18 protein-coding genes, 4 tRNA genes and 1 rRNA gene are annotated in these 17,134 nt (G+C 37.6%); 16 read left to right on the top strand and 7 right to left on the bottom strand.

What is annotated here, in order from left to right; genetic code table 11:
* Positions 1-32: 32 nt before the first annotated feature.
* From EWU22_RS03455 to mutL, 16 genes are all read left to right on the top strand, one after another.
* A complete protein-coding gene (locus EWU22_RS03455; protein ID WP_130924449.1) occupies positions 33-581 on the top strand; it encodes an RNA polymerase sigma factor in 549 nt (182 codons plus the stop codon).
* Complete coding sequence (locus EWU22_RS03450) at positions 578-1,375, top strand: hypothetical protein (RefSeq protein WP_130924448.1); 798 nt, start codon at positions 578-580, stop codon at positions 1,373-1,375. The genes EWU22_RS03455 and EWU22_RS03450 overlap by 4 nt, the downstream gene beginning before the upstream one ends.
* Before the next feature lie 4 nt (positions 1,376-1,379).
* Entirely contained in the window at positions 1,380-2,558 is a 1,179-nt protein-coding gene (locus EWU22_RS03445; protein WP_130924447.1) for an outer membrane beta-barrel protein, read from the top strand.
* Between the two features lie 101 nt (positions 2,559-2,659).
* Positions 2,660-2,745, top strand: a tRNA-Tyr gene (locus tag EWU22_RS03440).
* Positions 2,746-2,787: 42 nt separating this feature from the next.
* A tRNA-Gly gene (locus EWU22_RS03435) sits at positions 2,788-2,860 on the top strand.
* 87 nt (positions 2,861-2,947) lie between these two features.
* A tRNA-Thr gene (locus EWU22_RS03430) sits at positions 2,948-3,019 on the top strand.
* Between the two features lie 84 nt (positions 3,020-3,103).
* The gene (tuf, locus tag EWU22_RS03425) at positions 3,104-4,291 is read left to right on the top strand and encodes an elongation factor Tu (RefSeq protein ID WP_109321965.1); all 1,188 of its coding nucleotides are present in this window, start codon (positions 3,104-3,106) and stop codon (positions 4,289-4,291) included.
* Between the two features lie 162 nt (positions 4,292-4,453).
* Positions 4,454-5,200 carry an NIPSNAP family protein gene (locus EWU22_RS03420; RefSeq protein ID WP_161566781.1) on the top strand — a complete coding sequence of 249 codons (747 nt, stop codon included), beginning with the start codon at positions 4,454-4,456 and terminating at the stop codon, positions 5,198-5,200.
* A gap of 62 nt (positions 5,201-5,262) precedes the next feature.
* Positions 5,263-5,336, top strand: a tRNA-Trp gene (locus EWU22_RS03415).
* A gap of 36 nt (positions 5,337-5,372) precedes the next feature.
* Positions 5,373-5,564 (top strand): preprotein translocase subunit SecE, encoded by a 192-nt coding sequence (secE, locus tag EWU22_RS03410; protein ID WP_109321963.1) that lies wholly within the window; start codon positions 5,373-5,375, stop codon positions 5,562-5,564.
* Positions 5,565-5,600: 36 nt separating this feature from the next.
* Entirely contained in the window at positions 5,601-6,197 is a 597-nt protein-coding gene (gene nusG, locus EWU22_RS03405; RefSeq protein ID WP_109321962.1) for a transcription termination/antitermination protein NusG, read from the top strand.
* An 807-nt stretch (positions 6,198-7,004) separates the two neighbouring features.
* Positions 7,005-7,442 carry a 50S ribosomal protein L11 gene (gene rplK, locus EWU22_RS03400; protein WP_109321960.1) on the top strand — a complete coding sequence of 146 codons (438 nt, stop codon included), beginning with the start codon at positions 7,005-7,007 and terminating at the stop codon, positions 7,440-7,442.
* Positions 7,443-7,480: 38 nt separating this feature from the next.
* Entirely contained in the window at positions 7,481-8,179 is a 699-nt protein-coding gene (gene rplA, locus EWU22_RS03395) for a 50S ribosomal protein L1 (protein WP_130924446.1), read from the top strand.
* 2 nt (positions 8,180-8,181) lie between these two features.
* On the top strand, positions 8,182-8,715 hold the full coding sequence (gene rplJ / locus EWU22_RS03390) for a 50S ribosomal protein L10 (protein WP_130924445.1): 534 nt from the start codon (positions 8,182-8,184) through the stop codon (positions 8,713-8,715).
* Positions 8,716-8,781: 66 nt separating this feature from the next.
* Entirely contained in the window at positions 8,782-9,168 is a 387-nt protein-coding gene (rplL, locus tag EWU22_RS03385) for a 50S ribosomal protein L7/L12 (RefSeq protein ID WP_109321957.1), read from the top strand.
* 95 nt (positions 9,169-9,263) lie between these two features.
* Positions 9,264-11,117, top strand: a complete 1,854-nt coding sequence (gene mutL / locus EWU22_RS03380; protein WP_130924444.1) for a DNA mismatch repair endonuclease MutL — start codon at positions 9,264-9,266, stop codon at positions 11,115-11,117.
* A gap of 4 nt (positions 11,118-11,121) precedes the next feature.
* On the opposite strand, the gene EWU22_RS03375 is transcribed toward mutL, so the two are convergent.
* The 7 genes from EWU22_RS03375 to rrf form a co-directional block, all read right to left on the bottom strand.
* The gene (locus tag EWU22_RS03375; RefSeq protein ID WP_130924443.1) at positions 11,122-11,847 is read right to left on the bottom strand and encodes a hypothetical protein; all 726 of its coding nucleotides are present in this window, start codon (positions 11,845-11,847) and stop codon (positions 11,122-11,124) included.
* Between the two features lie 132 nt (positions 11,848-11,979).
* Positions 11,980-12,780, bottom strand: coding sequence for a pyrroline-5-carboxylate reductase (gene proC, locus EWU22_RS03370; protein WP_109321954.1), 801 nt, complete (start codon positions 12,778-12,780; stop codon positions 11,980-11,982).
* 3 nt (positions 12,781-12,783) lie between these two features.
* Positions 12,784-13,896: a peroxiredoxin family protein gene (locus EWU22_RS03365; protein WP_130924442.1), complete on the bottom strand. Its 1,113-nt coding sequence runs from the start codon at positions 13,894-13,896 to the stop codon at positions 12,784-12,786.
* A 9-nt stretch (positions 13,897-13,905) separates the two neighbouring features.
* A complete protein-coding gene (gene gatB / locus EWU22_RS03360; RefSeq protein ID WP_130924441.1) occupies positions 13,906-15,360 on the bottom strand; it encodes an Asp-tRNA(Asn)/Glu-tRNA(Gln) amidotransferase subunit GatB in 1,455 nt (484 codons plus the stop codon).
* Positions 15,361-15,418: 58 nt separating this feature from the next.
* Entirely contained in the window at positions 15,419-15,817 is a 399-nt protein-coding gene (locus EWU22_RS03355; protein WP_109321951.1) for a MerC domain-containing protein, read from the bottom strand.
* Positions 15,818-15,836: 19 nt separating this feature from the next.
* Positions 15,837-16,388: a hypothetical protein gene (locus EWU22_RS03350; protein WP_130924440.1), complete on the bottom strand. Its 552-nt coding sequence runs from the start codon at positions 16,386-16,388 to the stop codon at positions 15,837-15,839.
* A 658-nt stretch (positions 16,389-17,046) separates the two neighbouring features.
* Positions 17,047-17,134: ribosomal RNA gene (gene rrf, locus EWU22_RS03345) — 5S ribosomal RNA — on the bottom strand; the annotation flags it as partial.

Below are 17,134 nucleotides of genomic sequence, written 5' to 3'. Positions count from 1 at the left end.
ACATCTTTACGTTCAAATAAGTTCTATAATCATTGAGTAAAACTTTACTACCCTTCAAGAGCGAACAAGAGTTAATTCAGGCTTGCCAAAAACAAGACCGAAGAGCTCAACAAATTGTCTACCAGGTAAACGCTGGAAAGATGATGGCAGTGTGTAAGCGCTATTTAGGAGTAGGCCCCGATGCGGAAGATGCATTGATGGAAGGTTTCATGAAAGTCTTTAGTAAAATAGACAACTTTCAAGGCCAAGGAAGTTTTGAAGGCTGGATTCGAAAAATCATGGTAAATGAGTCACTTATGAAAATTCGGAAAACAGCTAACCGCTATGACCAAGACATTGATGAAACATATGATGTAGCTCATCCCGAGGATGCCTTAATGCATTTGGGAGTGGAGGAAATTCAAAACTTAATTTTGGAATTACCTCCTGGCTACCGAACGATATTTAACCTATATGCCATAGAAGGTTATTCACATGTTGAAATTGGCGATATGTTACAAATATCAGAAGGTACATCAAAGTCGCAGCTTTCACGAGCACGACAAATATTACAGAGTAAACTAAAGGAATTACAAGCATGAAAAAATCATCGGTTGACAATTGGGATTCCCTTGAAAAAAACTGGCGGGAAAAACTAGACTCTCACGAAGAGGAAGTTCCAGCTGCTATTTGGAATCAAATTGAGAAAAAGCTTGAAGAGAAAAAAGGAAAGGCTGTTCCATTCATCATTCATCGTAGACAATGGTCTTGGGCTGCTATATTATTGATTTCCTTTGGCTTAGGCTGGTGGCAATTATCCAATCCAGATGCTTTAGTGGACGATTCAAAAATAGCCCAGCACATTCAAACAGAGAACAATGCCCCTGTTCAAAATTTGCCGGATACCAATACACCTGAAATAGTAGAAAAAATCAGTTCGACTAATCCAAATAGGGCAAATCGTATGGTGCAAGTAGTGAGCCATACTTCCCATTCGGCTTCCATACAAGAAACAAGAAATACTCCAACATCTATTTCTACAATAGATGAAAATAACACCAATAGTAACCCAATTATTTTAGCAGATAATCGGTCATTGGAAAAAGAAAAACCCGCTTTATTGGCGAAAGAAGAAAGCGTCGAATTGTTAATTGACATTCAACCAAGCCAAGCGAACAACCAAGAAAAAGAAAATAGCTATGTTCCGGAGCCTAGCAAAAAAAGACATTCCTTGTTTGCGCGTGTAGTGAAACAATTAAGACAGGCCATCGATGGAGAACCTGTGGATTGGCAAACTTTAAAGCAGGGAGACCCCAAACTTGAAAACAGTATTCACCAGGTGGCGAATACATATATCAAAACCGAACAAGTAGTACAAAGAACATTTCAATTTTAAGTATATGAAAAATTTATTCATCTTAGGATTCATCCTAATTAGCACTAGCCTATTGGCTAGACCAAATCAAGATTCCTTATTATTAAAAATTGATAAGCGTAATCAGGAAATCATTGGCAATCCGAGTAATTCGAAAAAATCATTGAAAGAAGAATTACAAGCTATTTTTGCAAAAAATGGCATAGTGATGGAAGACAGCTTGTGGCAAAGTATCCGTAAGGCTGTACAAGCAGATAACGAAAAAGACACCTCGATTGTGGTCAGCTTAGGTGGGAAAAATGTCAATATTAAATTACATCAAAGTGGATTTAATGGGACAAAAAGCTTTTCCTCTACTAAAACAATTTCAGCTGGATCATCTGGTTCTAACGACAAGCAAGTGGAAGTCGGATTGAAGGGAATTCATGTTAAGGAAGGAAATGAAGAAGTCCATGTGGGCTGGAATGGGGTACAGGTCAAAGAAGGAAACGAAGTCACTCGGGTTATCTGGGGTAAAGATTCCACAAAAATCCAGGTTAAAGATCGAAATTTCTATCAAAGAAGAGGCTTAAACCTGTATTTAGGCTTGAATGGGACTTCTGGGAATTTACCTGCCATGAGTATAGCGCAATTTCCTGCCCCGCTATTGTCCACAGATTTTGCCTTAAAACCTTTGGGATCAAGATATGTTGGACTAGAAATATCTAGATCTATCCGACTTAGTTCTGGAGATAAATCTAGGTTCAATTTAGGGTATGGGATACAGTTTGATTGGTACAATTTCATGTTTGACCACAATCGAATCATTCAAAAAGGAACGGATGCTGTTATTTTCCAACCAATCCTAGATGCTAATGGAGGCGAGACAGTACTTTCTAAAAACAAAATGACTGTTAGTTATATAACCTTACCAATTATGCCTCATTGGACTTATTCCAAAGAATCGGCAGTGCAAATGATAGGGCTAGGTGGCTATGTTTCTTATCGATTGGATAGTTATACGAAAGCGATTGAAGACAAGACGGATAATTTACATAAAACGACCTCTAACCTTTTTGTAAATCAAGTTCGCTATGGTGTACGAGCTGAGTTTGCCTTGAAACATTTCCCAGATTTATTTTTCTCATATGATTTAAGTCCATTATTTGAGAAAGGAAAGGGACCCGAGGTACAGGCATTTAGCTTCGGAATACGACTATTATAAAATTAATTTATAATTTTTTCACCAAGGTGTTTGTGGATACCAAAATTTGAGCTACTTTTGCGAACTATTTCAGTAAAACGTTTGACTGAAATAAGAAAGAGGGGGATATACCAGAGCGGCCAAATGGGGCAGACTGTAAATCTGCTGGCGAATGCCTACGGTGGTTCGAATCCATCTGTCCCCACCATTCGCACACGGAAATGACCAAGTTTTTGTGTTGAAAGTACCAGCGGGAGTAGCTCATTTGGTAGAGCGATAGCCTTCCAAGCTATAGGTGGCGGGTTCGAGCCCCGTCTCCCGCTCAGTAATTGTCGTTCTATGAGGAAGCTCATAGACGACTTTTATATTTGGTAGGGCCCAGAAGACCTACTACTGGCCCTTGGGTAAAGGCCTTTGTAGCTCAGTGGTAGAGCACTTCCTTGGTAAGGAAGAGGTCGGCAGTTCAATCCTGCTCAAAGGCTCTAAAATACCAAAATTACTCGCAAGAGTAGCTTCGATTAGCACATTTTGAAACTTTTTATAACTAAATTAAGAACTAAATAATCATGGCAAAAGAGAATTTTGACCGAAGTAAACCCCACGTAAACATTGGTACTATTGGCCACGTTGACCACGGTAAAACTACCTTGACTGCTGCTATCACAAAAGTTCTTTCTGAAAAAGGTCTAGCTGAGAAGAAAGATTTCTCTTCCATTGACTCTGCTCCAGAAGAGAAAGAGCGTGGTATCACAATCAACACTGCTCACGTTGAGTATTCAACAGCTAACCGTCACTATGCTCACGTTGACTGTCCAGGTCACGCTGACTACGTGAAAAACATGGTTACAGGTGCTGCCCAAATGGACGGTGCTATCTTAGTAGTTGCTGCTACTGACGGACCAATGCCACAAACTCGTGAGCACATCCTATTGGCACGCCAAGTTGGTGTACCTCAATTGGTTGTTTTCATGAACAAAGTGGACATGGTAGATGATCCAGAATTATTAGAATTAGTAGAAATGGAGATCCGCGAGCTTCTTTCATTCTACGAATTTGATGGCGATAACATTCCAGTAATCCAAGGTTCTGCTTTGGGAGGTTTGAATGGAGATGCTAAGTGGGTAGCTACTATCGATGCATTAATGGATGCTGTAGATAGCTGGATTCCTCTTCCTAAGCGTGATGTAGACAAGCCATTCTTGATGCCAGTTGAAGACGTATTCTCGATCACAGGTCGTGGTACAGTAGCAACAGGTCGTATTGAGACAGGTGTTATCAACTCAGGTGAAGGTGTAGATATCTTAGGTATGGGAGCTGAAAACTTGAAATCAGTAGTAACTGGTGTTGAGATGTTCCGTAAGATTTTGGATCGTGGTGAAGCTGGTGATAACGTAGGTTTATTGTTACGTGGTATTGAGAAAACAGATATCCGTCGTGGTATGGTTATCTGTAAGCCAGGTTCTGTTAAGCCTCACACTAAATTCAAAGCTGAGGTTTATATCTTGTCAAAAGAGGAAGGTGGTCGTCACACTCCATTCTTTAACAAATACCGTCCACAGTTCTATTTCCGTACAACAGACGTAACAGGAGAAATCATGTTGCCAGCTGGTGTGGAGATGTGTATGCCAGGTGATAACTTGACAATTGAAGTTACATTATTGAACCCTGTAGCTATGGATAAAGGTCTTCGTTTCGCGATTCGTGAAGGAGGTCGTACTGTAGGTGCTGGTCAGGTAACTGAAATCTTAGACTAATTTATTAGTTGATATAGAAAAAGAGCGGCTTATCCCGCTCTTTTTTTTTGCTCAAAATTTTAAGATTTGACAACTTTCAAAAAGTTGTCAAATCTATAAGAAATCTATAAGAAATCTATTAGAACAAAATAGAAACGAATGAACCTTGAAATAAATTATCCTATGAAAAAGATCCTTGCGTTATTATCACTTATCTTATTAAGCCACTTGGCCATCAGCCAAGAATACTATGAAGTAAGAACCTACCAAATGAAATTCAGAGGTAATTTGGGAGTAGTTGAAAAATACATTTCCAATGCTTTAATCCCTGCATTAAACAAATATGGAGTCTCTAAAGTGGGCGTTTTCAAAGATTTAGGAAAGCCAGAACCCGCAATTTTAGTAGTTACTATCCCCTTTTCATCACTTGAGTCTTATGCTGGATACAAAGCTGCATTAGAAAAGGATGAAGCTTATTTACAAGCTAGCAAGGCCTACTTTGATATGGTTGGCTTGGACAAACCTCTATTCGAAAAAATATCTACTTATTTAGCTAAAGGCTTTAAAGGACATCCAGCTCTAACCTTGCCTACCAAAAATGAAGGTCGTATTTACGAATGGAGGACTTATGAGTCGTATAACGAAGATGCTTTACGTAGAAAAATTGCCATGTTTGATGATTCAGAACTTCAAGTATTTGAAAACGTGGGATTACATCGTGTTTTCTTTGGAGAGGTCTTAGCAGGTGAGAATACACCTTGCTTAACTTACATGGTTAGCTTTGAAAATATGGCTGAGCGTGATAAAAATTGGGCAAAATTTTCAGCAGATCCAGAATGGAAACGCATTTCCAATGACCCTAAATATGCCAATAGTCACTCCAGAACGGTCCGCCGTTTCTTGGAACCAACAGCATATTCTCAATGGTAATTGCTTTTAATTAATCGGAGGTTTGCGAATTAGGAAAATTTGCCTAAATTTGCAGTCCTTCTACGGGCATAGTATAATGGTAGTATGCAGGTCTCCAAAACCTTTGGTCAGGGTTCGAATCCTTGTGCCCGTGCCATGTAATAATTTTTAAAGCCGAATAATCGGTGAAAATATGAGCAACTTTACATCATTAATTAAGGAATCTTGGGTAGAAGTAACAGAACATGTTACTTGGCCTAAATTTTCCGAACTTCAAGCAAGTTCTATATTGGTTTTAGTGGCCTCTCTAATTTTTGCCATCTTGGTAGGATTAGTTGACTTGGCATTCAAATCTGGATTGGATTTATTTTATAGTTCATTTTAATAGGGCTTAACCCGATCCTTAACACGAAAAATAGCCATGGCAGAGACTAAATGGTATGTTTTGAGAGCAATCTCTGGACAAGAAAAAAAAGTGAAAACGTATATGGAGAATGAAATCGCACGCCAAGGCGTGGCTGATGCCGTTCCCCAAATATTGATTCCTACCGAAAAGATTTATGAAATTAGAAAAGGGAAAAAGGTCATTCGCGAGAAGAATCTATTTCCTGGCTATATCATGATTGAGGCGGATTTGGCAGGTGAAGTGAGTCACATTTTAACTTCTACACCGGGTGTCATTGGTTTTCTTCAAACCATGAATGAAGAAGTAGAAGAAACTAAAATTGAAGGCGGAAAGACGAAAAAGGTAAAAGTGGTTGTAAAAAAACCAATGCCATTAAGTCAATCTGAGGTAAATCGTATTTTAGGTAAAGTAGATGAATCAGCTGCGGTAGAAGACTTTGCTTCGGTATCCTTCATCAAAGGTGAAACGGTACGTGTTATTGATGGACCATTTGCAACCTTTGAAGGAACGGTGGAAGAGATTCACGAAAACAGCAAGAAATTATCTGTGATGGTAAAAATCTTTGGAAGAAATACTCCTTTGGAATTAAATTATTCTCAAGTAGAAAAATAAACACTCGTCCATTTTGGATTGAAAAACCCTAACCAAAGAAGGTTAGGGTTTTTTATTTCACTCCCATTTGATTTATTTGTGATAAAAAACAGATAATATTATCTGCTAACCACTAAACACATGCCAGATATCACATTTACCTACGAAGGTGCACTGCTTCGTTTTCAGCATCTTACCATTAAAAACGCACGAACTCAGGAAATCATTTGCAATAACCTGGAAAAACAAGACAATTTCATTTGCCGCCTGGCAATCATATCATTGAAATAAGGTATCGATTCAATATCTTCCTATATCCTTCCTCCCGATTTTCCCTAGATGTACCTGAAGGCAGGCATCTATACTTTGACCTTAAAGAAAAAGAAATTGCCCACTACCTTATTGCCCAATTAGTAATGATTCTAAAGCTCGCGATTGGGTTCATCGCAGCGCTTGTATTCCAAAGGGATCTACCTAGTACAATTGGGGGAGCCCTTATCGTTGCTACACCCATTTTAACCTACAACCAAATCCGCATATTGATTTTAAGACATCCATGGCAGCGTTTAAGCAATGGCTACCTAGAACTTAGACACGCTTGGGAATATTAATTTGAATTATTGTCAATTAGCTTTGCTTTATCAAATAAATCTCCTAATTTTGCAGTCCGTTTAAAAAGCGGCATTCTATTCGATTGATTATCAAACGGATGAATGGATTGGAAGGTTTGTTACGCTGGAAGATCAAAACGAGTTGCATCAGATAAGGAAGCTTCCACCCTTATTGGCAGATAAAGCTCAATAATTCACTTAAAAACGATGTTTTAATATGGCAAAAGAAATAGCTGGTTACGTTAAGCTTCAATGCAAAGGTGGCCAAGCCAATCCTTCACCGCCCATCGGTCCTGCATTAGGTTCGAAAGGATTAAATATCATGGAGTTCTGTAAGCAGTTCAATGCTAGAACTCAAGATAAAAACGGCGTAGTATTGCCGGTCCTAATTACTTATTACGCAGACAAATCGTTTGATTTCGTTGTAAAAACTCCTCCTGCACCAATTTTGTTATTGGAAGCAGCCAAGGTAAAATCAGGTTCGGCTCAACCAAACTTGAAAAAAGTAGGATCTGTTTCTTGGGATCAAGTGCGAGTTATCGCTGAGACTAAGATGCCAGATTTAAACTGTTTTACAATTGAAGCAGCAATGAGTATGATTGCTGGAACGGCACGATCAATGGGTATTACTGTTTCTGGAGAGAAACCGTTCTGATTGTAATAATCAGAATTTAACATTTTAATAAAAAGGTAATGGCAAAACTTACGAAGAAAAAAAAGGAAGCCCTTTCTAAATATGATGCGACGTTAGAGTATTCTCTAAACAAAGCAGCTGAAATTTTGAAGGAAATTTCCTATACAAAATTCGACGCCTCTGTGGACATTGATGTTCGCTTAGGAGTAGATCCCCGCAAAGCCGACCAAATGGTTCGTGGCGTGGTTGCCCTACCTCATGGAACAGGAAAAGACGTACGAGTTCTCGTATTGTGTACTCCTGATAAAGTAGAGGAAGCAAAAGCAGCCGGTGCTGACCATGTAGGATTAGATGATTATATTTCAAAAATCGAAGGAGGTTGGACCGATATCGATGTAATCATCACAATGCCTACGGTTATGGCCAAATTAGGTCGCTTGGGTCGTGTGTTAGGTCCACGTGGACTTATGCCTAATCCAAAGTCTGGTACAGTTACTTTGGAAGTAGGAAAAGCAGTAAATGAAGTGAAAGCCGGTAAAATTGACTTTAAAGTTGATAAAACAGGTATTATCCATACCTCTATCGGTAAGGTTTCATTTGACGCTAGCAAAATTGCTGAAAATGCGCAAGAAGTGATCAATACCTTGATCAAATTGAAGCCATCTTCTGCAAAAGGTACATATGTTAAATCGATCAATATATCTTCTACTATGTCTCCGGGCATTGTTATTGATAAGGCGACAGTAACTGGATTGTAATCATGACAAGAGAAGAAAAAAATCAGATTATTGATGAGTTGAGCGAAAAGTTCGCGGTAACTCCGTACTTCTACATTGCAAGTACAGCCGGTTTAACAGTAGCTCAAGCTACAGAATTCCGTAGAATGTGTTTTTCAAGAGGTTTAGAATACAAAGTATTCAAAAATACCTTGATCGCAAAAGCATTAGAAAAAACGGGAAATGACTATTCTGCATTCAACGAAGGTGTATTGAAAGGTATGTCTGGAATCATTTTCTCCCCAGAAAATGCTAAAGTTCCAGCTAAATTGATCAAAGACTTCCGTAAAGAAGCAGGAAAGGATAAAATTGCATTCAAAGGCGCTTCTATTGAAGGTGGTTTATATATTGGTGAAGACCAATTAACAGCACTTGAGAATATCAAGTCGAAAAACGAGATGATTGGAGAGGTTATTGGCCTATTGCAATCGCCTGCTAAAAACGTTATCTCTGCTCTTACAAGCGGTGAGAAGAAATTAGCTGGTATCGTTAAGACTTTAGGAGAGCGTCCTGAATAATTACCTGATATTACCGGGGTATAACCCCACAAAATAATTAATTCTTAACAATTAAATTTTCAAAAAATGGCAGATTTAAAAGCGTTCGCTGAACAATTAGTGAACTTAACTGTAAAAGAAGTAAATGAATTAGCTGCTATCCTTAAGGATGAGTACGGTATTGAGCCAGCTGCTGCTGGTGCTGTTGTAGTTGCAGGTCCTGCTGCTGGTGCTGGTGACGGTGCTGATGCTCCTGCAGAGAAAACATCTTTCGATGTTGTCTTGAAAGCTGCTGGTCCTAACAAATTAGCTATCGTTAAATTAGTAAAAGACTTAACTGGTTTAGGTTTGAAAGAAGCGAAAGATGTAGTTGATGCTGCACCGAAAGCTGTTAAAGAAGGTGTATCTAAAGACGAAGCTGAAGGTTTGAAAAAATCTTTAGAAGAAGCTGGTGCTGAAGTTGAATTGAAATAATTCACACACTGATTTTTTAAAAAAAAGGGGATGGCAACATTCCCTTTTTTTTGCTTTATTTGAATTCTAATTGCCTTTTACCTAAAACAAGACACATGCGTGATTTGATCCAACTACTTCCCGATGCTATAGCAAACCAAATTGCTGCTGGAGAAGTAGTACAAAGACCCGCTTCTGTGGTAAAAGAGCTCATGGAAAATGCTATCGATGCCAAAGCTACCTATGTCCAACTCATCATTAAAGATGCCGGCAAAGGAATTATTCAAGTCATTGATAATGGAACAGGAATGTCTGAAACAGATGCAAGAATGTGTTTTGAAAGACATGCTACCTCCAAAATCAGAAAAGCAGAAGATTTATTCAGTATCAAAACGATGGGCTTTCGTGGAGAGGCGATGGCCTCCATTGCTTCTGTAGCCCAAGTAGAATTAAAAACCCGAAGAGAACAGGATGAATTAGGCTCTTTAGTTAGAATTGAAGCCTCTGTACTAAAAGCTCAAGAAAGCATACATCATCCCATTGGAACTTCTATTACCGTCAAAAACCTATTCTATAATATCCCTGCTCGTAGAAATTTCCTCAAGTCGAACCCCGTTGAAATCCGACATATCCTTGATGAGTTTCAACACATGGCCCTAGCCCATCCTCATATCCGATTTTCCTTTGTTCAGAATGAACAAGAGACATATCAACTTCCTGCCGAAAAATTGGGTAAACGGATTGTCGATCTATTTGGGAAAGGCTACCGAGAACAATTGGCTTCTTGTGAAGAAGATACTTCCTATGTCAGCATTAAAGGCTATGTAGGTAAACCTGAACATGCCAAAAAAACTCGAGGAGAACAGTTTTTCTTCGTAAATGACCGCTTCATAAAAAATGCTTATTTAAACCATGCCGTAATGAGCGCATATGAACGCTTATTACCTGAAGGCTCCTTTCCTTTCTATGTCTTGTTTCTAAGCATCGATCCTAGCCATATCGACATCAATGTTCATCCAACCAAAACGGAGATCAAATTCGACGACGAAAGGTCTATTTACGCCATTGTTCAAGCTGCCGTTAGAAAGACATTGAGTATTCATAATTTAATCCCTTCCTTGGATTTTGATACCAATGTCAATTTTAACATTCCTCATCATCCTTCAGGAGAATCCTCTCAAAGTAGATCGAGTCATTTTTCTCCCAACACCAATAGCTCTTCCAACAGAAATGTACAAGATGCATGGAAAAAACTATACGAAGGATTACAAGATAATATACAAGCATTTGAACAACAAGCCCCAATTACTGTAAAGCCAGCGCTATTTGATCAACATACAACTAGTTCAGAAACCATCATTCAGAGTCGGGCCAACCAAAGAGAAAATACGGAGTTCAATTCCTCGAATTTCCAAGTCATTCAAATCTTACAAAAATACCTGGCACTAAGCTGGTCAAATGGTCTTATTTTGATCGACCAAAAAAGAGCCTATCAACGTATTTTATATGATCAGTTTATGGATCATTTGCAGCGCAAAAATGGAGCATCTCAGCAATTACTTTTCCCTAAATTATTGCACATCAGTCCTGCAGACCAATTGATATTAGAAGAAATCAAAGAGGACCTTTTGTACTTAGGTTTCCAGCTAGCTTTAGAAGATGGAGCCAAATATTGGGTCAAGGGAATACCTGCAGGCTTAGGAGAGGAAGATGGTCAATCACTATTGGAAGGGATATTGGAACAAGTAAAACATGAAGCTAGTGATTTAAGTAAACATAGGAATGAAAAAATAGCACAGGCCATGGCTAATCGATCAGCTATACGTTACCAACAGAAAAAATTGACTTCTGAGGAAATGAATGCCTTGGTCGAACAATTATTTGCCAGCAGCAATCCTAATTCTTCTCCCAATGGAGAACAAATTAGTCGTGCTTTACATGCACAAGAAATTATCGATTTACTTAACTAAAATACTATTTTTTGTATTTTGATTTCGATGGATTGAATTGCTTCTTTGCCATTTTTACCACAGCATAAATCATATTGGCTACCGTAGCAGGCACCATAGTAATCAAACCAGTCCCTTGTTTAAAGTCTGGATTTTGGTTTAAAAAATCATTGACATACTTATTTTTATGTCGTAATGTCTCAAAATTCAAACTTGTCTCTTCCATCTTAAATGGAGTCTTTCTGACACGGCTATACCTTTCAATTTCAAATAGATCATAAATCTTGTTTATGGTTGCTGTCTGGCCCGGTACATTATTCTCATAACGCAAGAAGTTTTTAGTATACTCCCTGATAACAGAATAAATAATCGGATTGATAGGATTGGAATAGAAGACAACCTTTTTCGACAAGTTCTTCAATTTAATGAATATCATTTCCCAAAGGAAATCATGATATGGCATTTTAACGATATGTCGATAATTTCTCTCTACCGATAAGGTAAGTCGGATAATAACTAAATCTTCATGCGTTAAAATGGTAAAATAGCAGAATCCAACCATTTTATCTTTAACCATAAAACTCCAGATAAAAACTTCATCAGGAACTGGATAACAAAACGATCCACCTAATGCTTCATCTAATGTGAGATTTGGCCCAATGGTATGTGTTAAAATAGTATAAATGCCCGAAAACAAGTCTGATTGAATGTCAATATCTTGTTTTTTTATGTGGTACTTTACAACCCTCATAGAACTTATTGAAATAAAAAAGTACCCTTCAATTTTAAAATTAAGCAATAAAGAAAGCTTAATTTTTTAAATTAATCATCCTTTAGAATAATATCACTTGAATAAATTCTTGAAATAACCGTTAAATAGTATTTATTTAGCCAATTCCACAGCACGATCTCTCGCTGCAAAAATACCTTTTTGTAATCCTTGTCCAACTTCTTTTTCACCAAAGGTCTTTAAAGCGGCTTCAGTGGTTCCTCCTTTAGAAGCAACCGCCTGAATTAATTCGTCCAAGGATTTATCACTGGTCTGCATGAGGTGGTAAGAACCTAGCATGGTTTGTTTAACTAATAATGCAGACATGGATGGGTCAAACCCCATAGCTATACCTGCATCAATCATGTTTTTAATCAAATAAAAGAAATAAGCTGGTCCACTACCACTTAATCCCGTAACGGCATCAAGTAGACTTTCCTCTTCTAGGAATACTGCCCGACCAGTGGAGTTGATTAAATTCTCTGCCAAACGAATGTCGGATAAACCAACTTCTGGCGCAGATGCAAATGCAGTCATACCCATACCCAATAAGGCTGGTGTATTGGGCATAGCACGAATAATTAATGGATAAGACAGACTTTCCTGGATCTTTTTAATTGGAATACCCGCCATAATGGAAAGAACCAATTGCCCAGGACGTAAATATTGTTTTAACTCATCCGAAACCGAAGGGTAGTCCTGAGGCTTTACGGATAGGATAACTAAATTAACAGAGGATATTTTTTCTGAAATAGTATCGACTACCACCCCTGCTTTCTGCTCTTGAAGAATATCCCCTCTTTCCTTATTTTTTTCAATCAATAACAAGTCTTCTTTCTTGACCAAATTATACTGAATAAATGAATTGGCGAAAGCCATTCCCATATTTCCACAACCTATGATTGCAATTTTCATATGTTATTTACCTTTAAATAGATTTTCCAAAAATTGATCTAAACTAGCCCCTCTGAGGCCTTTTGCCATAACTTTTCCTTCTTTATCCAACATGAAGGTCATAGGTATGGCCGAAACTTGATAGGCTTGAGCTGCAACAGAATTCCAGTATTGTAAGTCTGACACATGCTTCCATGTTAACTGATCTGTTTCAATGGCCTTCAACCATGCGCTTTTGTCTTGATCTAAACTTACTCCAAAAATCTCAAAACCTTTATCTTTAAAACGGGCATATGTTTTAATGACATTGGGGTTTTCTCGTCGGCATGGACCACACCAACTAGCCCAAAAATCAATCAATACATATTTCCCTCTCAATGAAGATAGAGCTACTTTTTCTCCAGAAGGAGAAGGTAAGCTGATTTCTGGAGCTTCAGAGCCTACGCTAACACCCTTCAAGCGTTTCAAATTTTCCAAAAATGGTTTTATCTGAACATGATTAGGTCTTTCTGCCTTAAATTTTTCAGCAATCATTTCCAAAGTCGCCATTTCCGTTTCTACTGGTAAGAAATTGGTCGTCCAAAGTGCTACTAAATTAGACCCCATTTGAGGAATAAGTGCTTTTATTTGACTTAAAGCTAGATTTTGAGCTGCTTCAAATTCCTTCTGTATCCGTGTTTGAGAGGCTGGAGTTTTTTGAATTTCGGCATTCCAAGCAATGACTTTTTTTTCAAGACCTTTGGATATGGCCATAACTTGGTTCATCATTTTAATATTAATTGACTCCCCCGTAACACTGTAAGAACCTGGTTTATCGGGCAAATTAACTCCATCTGCTTCTACCATTACCTTTTCACTCCCCTCTAGGATGACCATGACCTTCTGAGGATTGGCTATATCATAAAAATTAATCAGATAAAAGCCTCCATTATCCAATACCTTGCCGCGAAAGACACCACTATTATTTTGATCAGGACTTAAAGAATCAATCTTGATGGCTTGACCACGAGCATTCAGGAATTCTAAATAAATCTTCCTTTGAGGAACCAATTGCTTCACCTTGACTTGAATGGTAAATTCTTGAGCCTTCAAGGCAAATGAAAGTAAGATGAAAGCGAGTGCGCAAATTCGATTCATAGTTATGGATTATTGTGCCAAAGCTTCTTGGACTAACTGATTTACGAGTTTGGGATCTGCTTTACCTTTCGATTTTTTCATTACTTCTCCTATAAACAGGGCGATTAAGCCTTTTTTACCTTTATGGTATTCTTTTACTTTATCAGGAAAGGCCTGAATTACTTCTTGAACGAAATTAATCAGCTCATCATTGTTATCTGCCAAACCCCAGCCATTTTCCTCGACCAATTGTTTGGGACTCTTTGCTGTTTCCTGTAAGCAAAGTGGAAATAATTGATGTGCCGCTAAATTATGTGTAACCACCCCTTGTTCAACTAAATCGACAATTTCAGCTAAATTTTTAGGGCTAATTTCTAAATCTTGAATGTGCAATAAGCTTTCATTCATGTGGGATTTTACGGGTCCCATTAACCAATTAGATATGGCCTTATATGATTTAGAATGAGCTGCCGCTTCTTTGAAATACAAAGCCATTTCCTTGGTATCAGCTAAAAAATGAGCATCATAAACGGGTAGCCCAAACTGATCCATTAATTCTTGCTCTTGCTCCCAAGGTAATAAAGGCATGGTAGATTTCACTTCATTTATCCATTCTTGACTTATATGTAAAGGGGCTAAATCGGGTTCTGGAAAATAGCGATAATCATTCATGGTTTCCTTGACACGCATACTCGAAGTTCTTCCAGAATGTGCATCAAAAGTACGTGTTTCTTGAATGATGGTTTCTCCTGCATCTAGCATAGCCGCTTGTCTTGTACATTCAAATTCTATGGCACGCTGAATATTGCGAATGGAATTCATATTTTTGATTTCCACTTTGGTGCCTAGTTTAGTTGAACCGATAGGTCTTAACGAAATGTTAACATCAGCACGTAAAGATCCTTCTTCCATATTACCATCACATATTCCTAAGTAGCGAACTAATTTTCGAACTTCGGAAACTAAAGCAAATGCTTCTTCAGATGAATGTAAGGTAGGATCTGTAACCATTTCAATCAATGGTGTTCCAGCTCGATTGTAATCAATAAAACTAAACGGATTATCGCCTTCATGCAAGGATTTCCCTGCATCTTCCTCCAAATGTATATGATGAAAGGAAATGTATTTTTCTTCTGCTTTTAATTTAACTTTTATTTTTCCTCCAATGCAAATGGGCGTTTTATCTTGAGTAATTTGATACCCTTTAGGAAGATCCGGATAAAAATAATTTTTACGATCAAAATACTGCCATTCATTAATTTCAGAACCAATAGCAATTCCCATTTTAATGGCATACTCCACTACTTTCTTATTCAAAAAAGGTAGAGTACCTGGATGACCTAAACTAATGGGGGAAATTAACGTATTAGCATCTCTACCAAAGCGGACTGCATCACTCGCAAATATCTTGGAATCCGTTTGCAATTGTGCATGGATTTCAAGTCCGATAACTGGTTGATAAATAGTAGATTGAAATGTACTCACAGATTTGAAAAAATTAGATCATCAATAGTCTGTAAAGATACAAAAAAGGATAGGAAAGCTAGGCTTGACGCTTGATTTTACAAGTGCAGGCTACTTTATGCTTATAATTCACCCAATATCCTACGGAAATAAATATTCCAAGTAATAAACCAAAAGCCCAATCGAAGCTATTATTACCCAAAACTACTTCTATTAACTTAACCAATACAGCCAGTCCGAGGTAAACCATAGGTAAAGGTTTACGGTGTCTTTTAAAGTCTTGGAAAAGAAGAATAAAAGCAAGCAAAAAGCTAGTTGAAACTAAAAACCATTCGAAAGTGGAAGTAAAAGCAAAACTACTTGCTATGTAAGGTGCGAAAAACAAAAAGATAGGCAATGTCATGCAATGGATAGCACATGCAATAGAAAAAAATAAGCCCATTTTTTCCATGACTAATAAATGTTTGTATCTTTTCATTATTTAGATAGTTAAATAATTACTTAATTTCTAATTTGAAATCCAAATCAATATCAGTTGATCCAATTTCTTCATCGCCATTTTTTACTCTTTTCCCATTAGCTGGAGGTTGGTGTTTGAGTATAACATGCAGTTTACCTACACCTTTACCTTGGGTTTTACCTGTATTCTTAAGTCCAACAGGTAGGTTATTTTTATCTTTATCTTTCGCTTTTAATGAAAAAAGAGAGGCGGGTGTAACTTTAAAGACAAATAAATGAGCTTCTGCATCTTCTTCAATTTTCTTTGTCACATCGACGCGTGGTTTTCTAGATTCATCATATACTTTCACTTCCATTTCATAATTTTCATTTGCATCTAAAACGATGGATTCAAATTTATCAGGAGGCGTAATAGAATTGGCATCAAGATCCTGAAAGGCAAATGTTTTAGTTACGTTTTTGCTATCAGTGAATTGTAATTCAACGGTAGTAATTAATTCATTATCATCAGTGGGTTCTACTACGGGGTCTTTTTTACAAGAAAAAAGGGCTAGGCCAATAAACAACGCTAGTAAGAATTTGCTTTTCATGAGATTATCTTTTGCAATACTATTGCAAATATACAAAGAGAATTTATTATTGCAACACTGTTGCAATAATAAATTGTAAATGGAATAATTCTACATTCTTCATTCTACATTTCCCTTATAACTAAACCCTAATCCTTATTCAAAAGGTTAATCCTACGAAAGATGAGAACGCAGCAGGAAGGGAATGGTAAATGGTGAATTATAAATTGTAAATGATAAATTATAAATGGAATAATTCTACATTCTACATTTCCCTTATAACTAAACCCTAATCCCTTTTTAAAAGGTTAATCCTACGAAAGATGAGAACGCAGCATGAGCGAAGCGAAAGGCGGATATTTGACCATGCGCATAGGCTGTGTGCGTTGGCGTCAAAGATTAAAGCCGTATGCGGAGTGAACATCGGTTCCGCGCATGCGGAATTCGTTTTGGATTAACCGTATTTCTTCTGTTTTTTTTGTTTCTTTTTTTATGAAAAAAAGAAAGACCATGAAAAGGTTTATTCCAACAATGCTACACTAATTAATGGTAAATGGTGAATGATAAATTATAAATGGAATCATTCTACATTCTTCATTCTACATTCCCCTAATAACTTAAACACTAATCCCTAGTAAATAAAAAAGCCCACTAGAGACTAGCGGGCTTGATAATAATAACTTGGAGCTTACTTACTTTCCCGGGTTTGATCCCAGTATCATCAGCGGTGCGGGGCTTAACTTCTCTGTTCGAGATGGGAAGAGGTG

The organism is Aquirufa nivalisilvae (genome assembly GCF_004307455.1).
Classification (GTDB): Bacteria; Bacteroidota; Bacteroidia; order Cytophagales; family Spirosomataceae; genus Aquirufa; species Aquirufa nivalisilvae.
This window is presented reverse-complemented; position numbering and strand designations above follow the sequence as displayed.

Coding starts and splice junctions, on each gene's coding strand:
- rplA (WP_130924446.1), top strand. CDS start 7,481: ATGGCAAAACTTACGAAGAAAAAAAAGGAAGCCCTTTCTAAATATGAT.
- EWU22_RS03420 (WP_161566781.1), top strand. CDS start 4,454: ATGAAAAAGATCCTTGCGTTATTATCACTTATCTTATTAAGCCACTTG.
- rplJ (WP_130924445.1), top strand. CDS start 8,182: ATGACAAGAGAAGAAAAAAATCAGATTATTGATGAGTTGAGCGAAAAG.
- EWU22_RS03375 (WP_130924443.1), bottom strand. CDS start 11,847: ATGAGGGTTGTAAAGTACCACATAAAAAAACAAGATATTGACATTCAA.
- rplK (WP_109321960.1), top strand. CDS start 7,005: ATGGCAAAAGAAATAGCTGGTTACGTTAAGCTTCAATGCAAAGGTGGC.
- EWU22_RS03445 (WP_130924447.1), top strand. CDS start 1,380: ATGAAAAATTTATTCATCTTAGGATTCATCCTAATTAGCACTAGCCTA.
- proC (WP_109321954.1), bottom strand. CDS start 12,780: ATGAAAATTGCAATCATAGGTTGTGGAAATATGGGAATGGCTTTCGCC.
- EWU22_RS03450 (WP_130924448.1), top strand. CDS start 578: ATGAAAAAATCATCGGTTGACAATTGGGATTCCCTTGAAAAAAACTGG.
- nusG (WP_109321962.1), top strand. CDS start 5,601: ATGGCAGAGACTAAATGGTATGTTTTGAGAGCAATCTCTGGACAAGAA.
- secE (WP_109321963.1), top strand. CDS start 5,373: ATGAGCAACTTTACATCATTAATTAAGGAATCTTGGGTAGAAGTAACA.
- mutL (WP_130924444.1), top strand. CDS start 9,264: ATGCGTGATTTGATCCAACTACTTCCCGATGCTATAGCAAACCAAATT.
- EWU22_RS03365 (WP_130924442.1), bottom strand. CDS start 13,896: ATGAATCGAATTTGCGCACTCGCTTTCATCTTACTTTCATTTGCCTTG.
- EWU22_RS03350 (WP_130924440.1), bottom strand. CDS start 16,388: ATGAAAAGCAAATTCTTACTAGCGTTGTTTATTGGCCTAGCCCTTTTT.
- rplL (WP_109321957.1), top strand. CDS start 8,782: ATGGCAGATTTAAAAGCGTTCGCTGAACAATTAGTGAACTTAACTGTA.
- EWU22_RS03355 (WP_109321951.1), bottom strand. CDS start 15,817: ATGAAAAGATACAAACATTTATTAGTCATGGAAAAAATGGGCTTATTT.
- tuf (WP_109321965.1), top strand. CDS start 3,104: ATGGCAAAAGAGAATTTTGACCGAAGTAAACCCCACGTAAACATTGGT.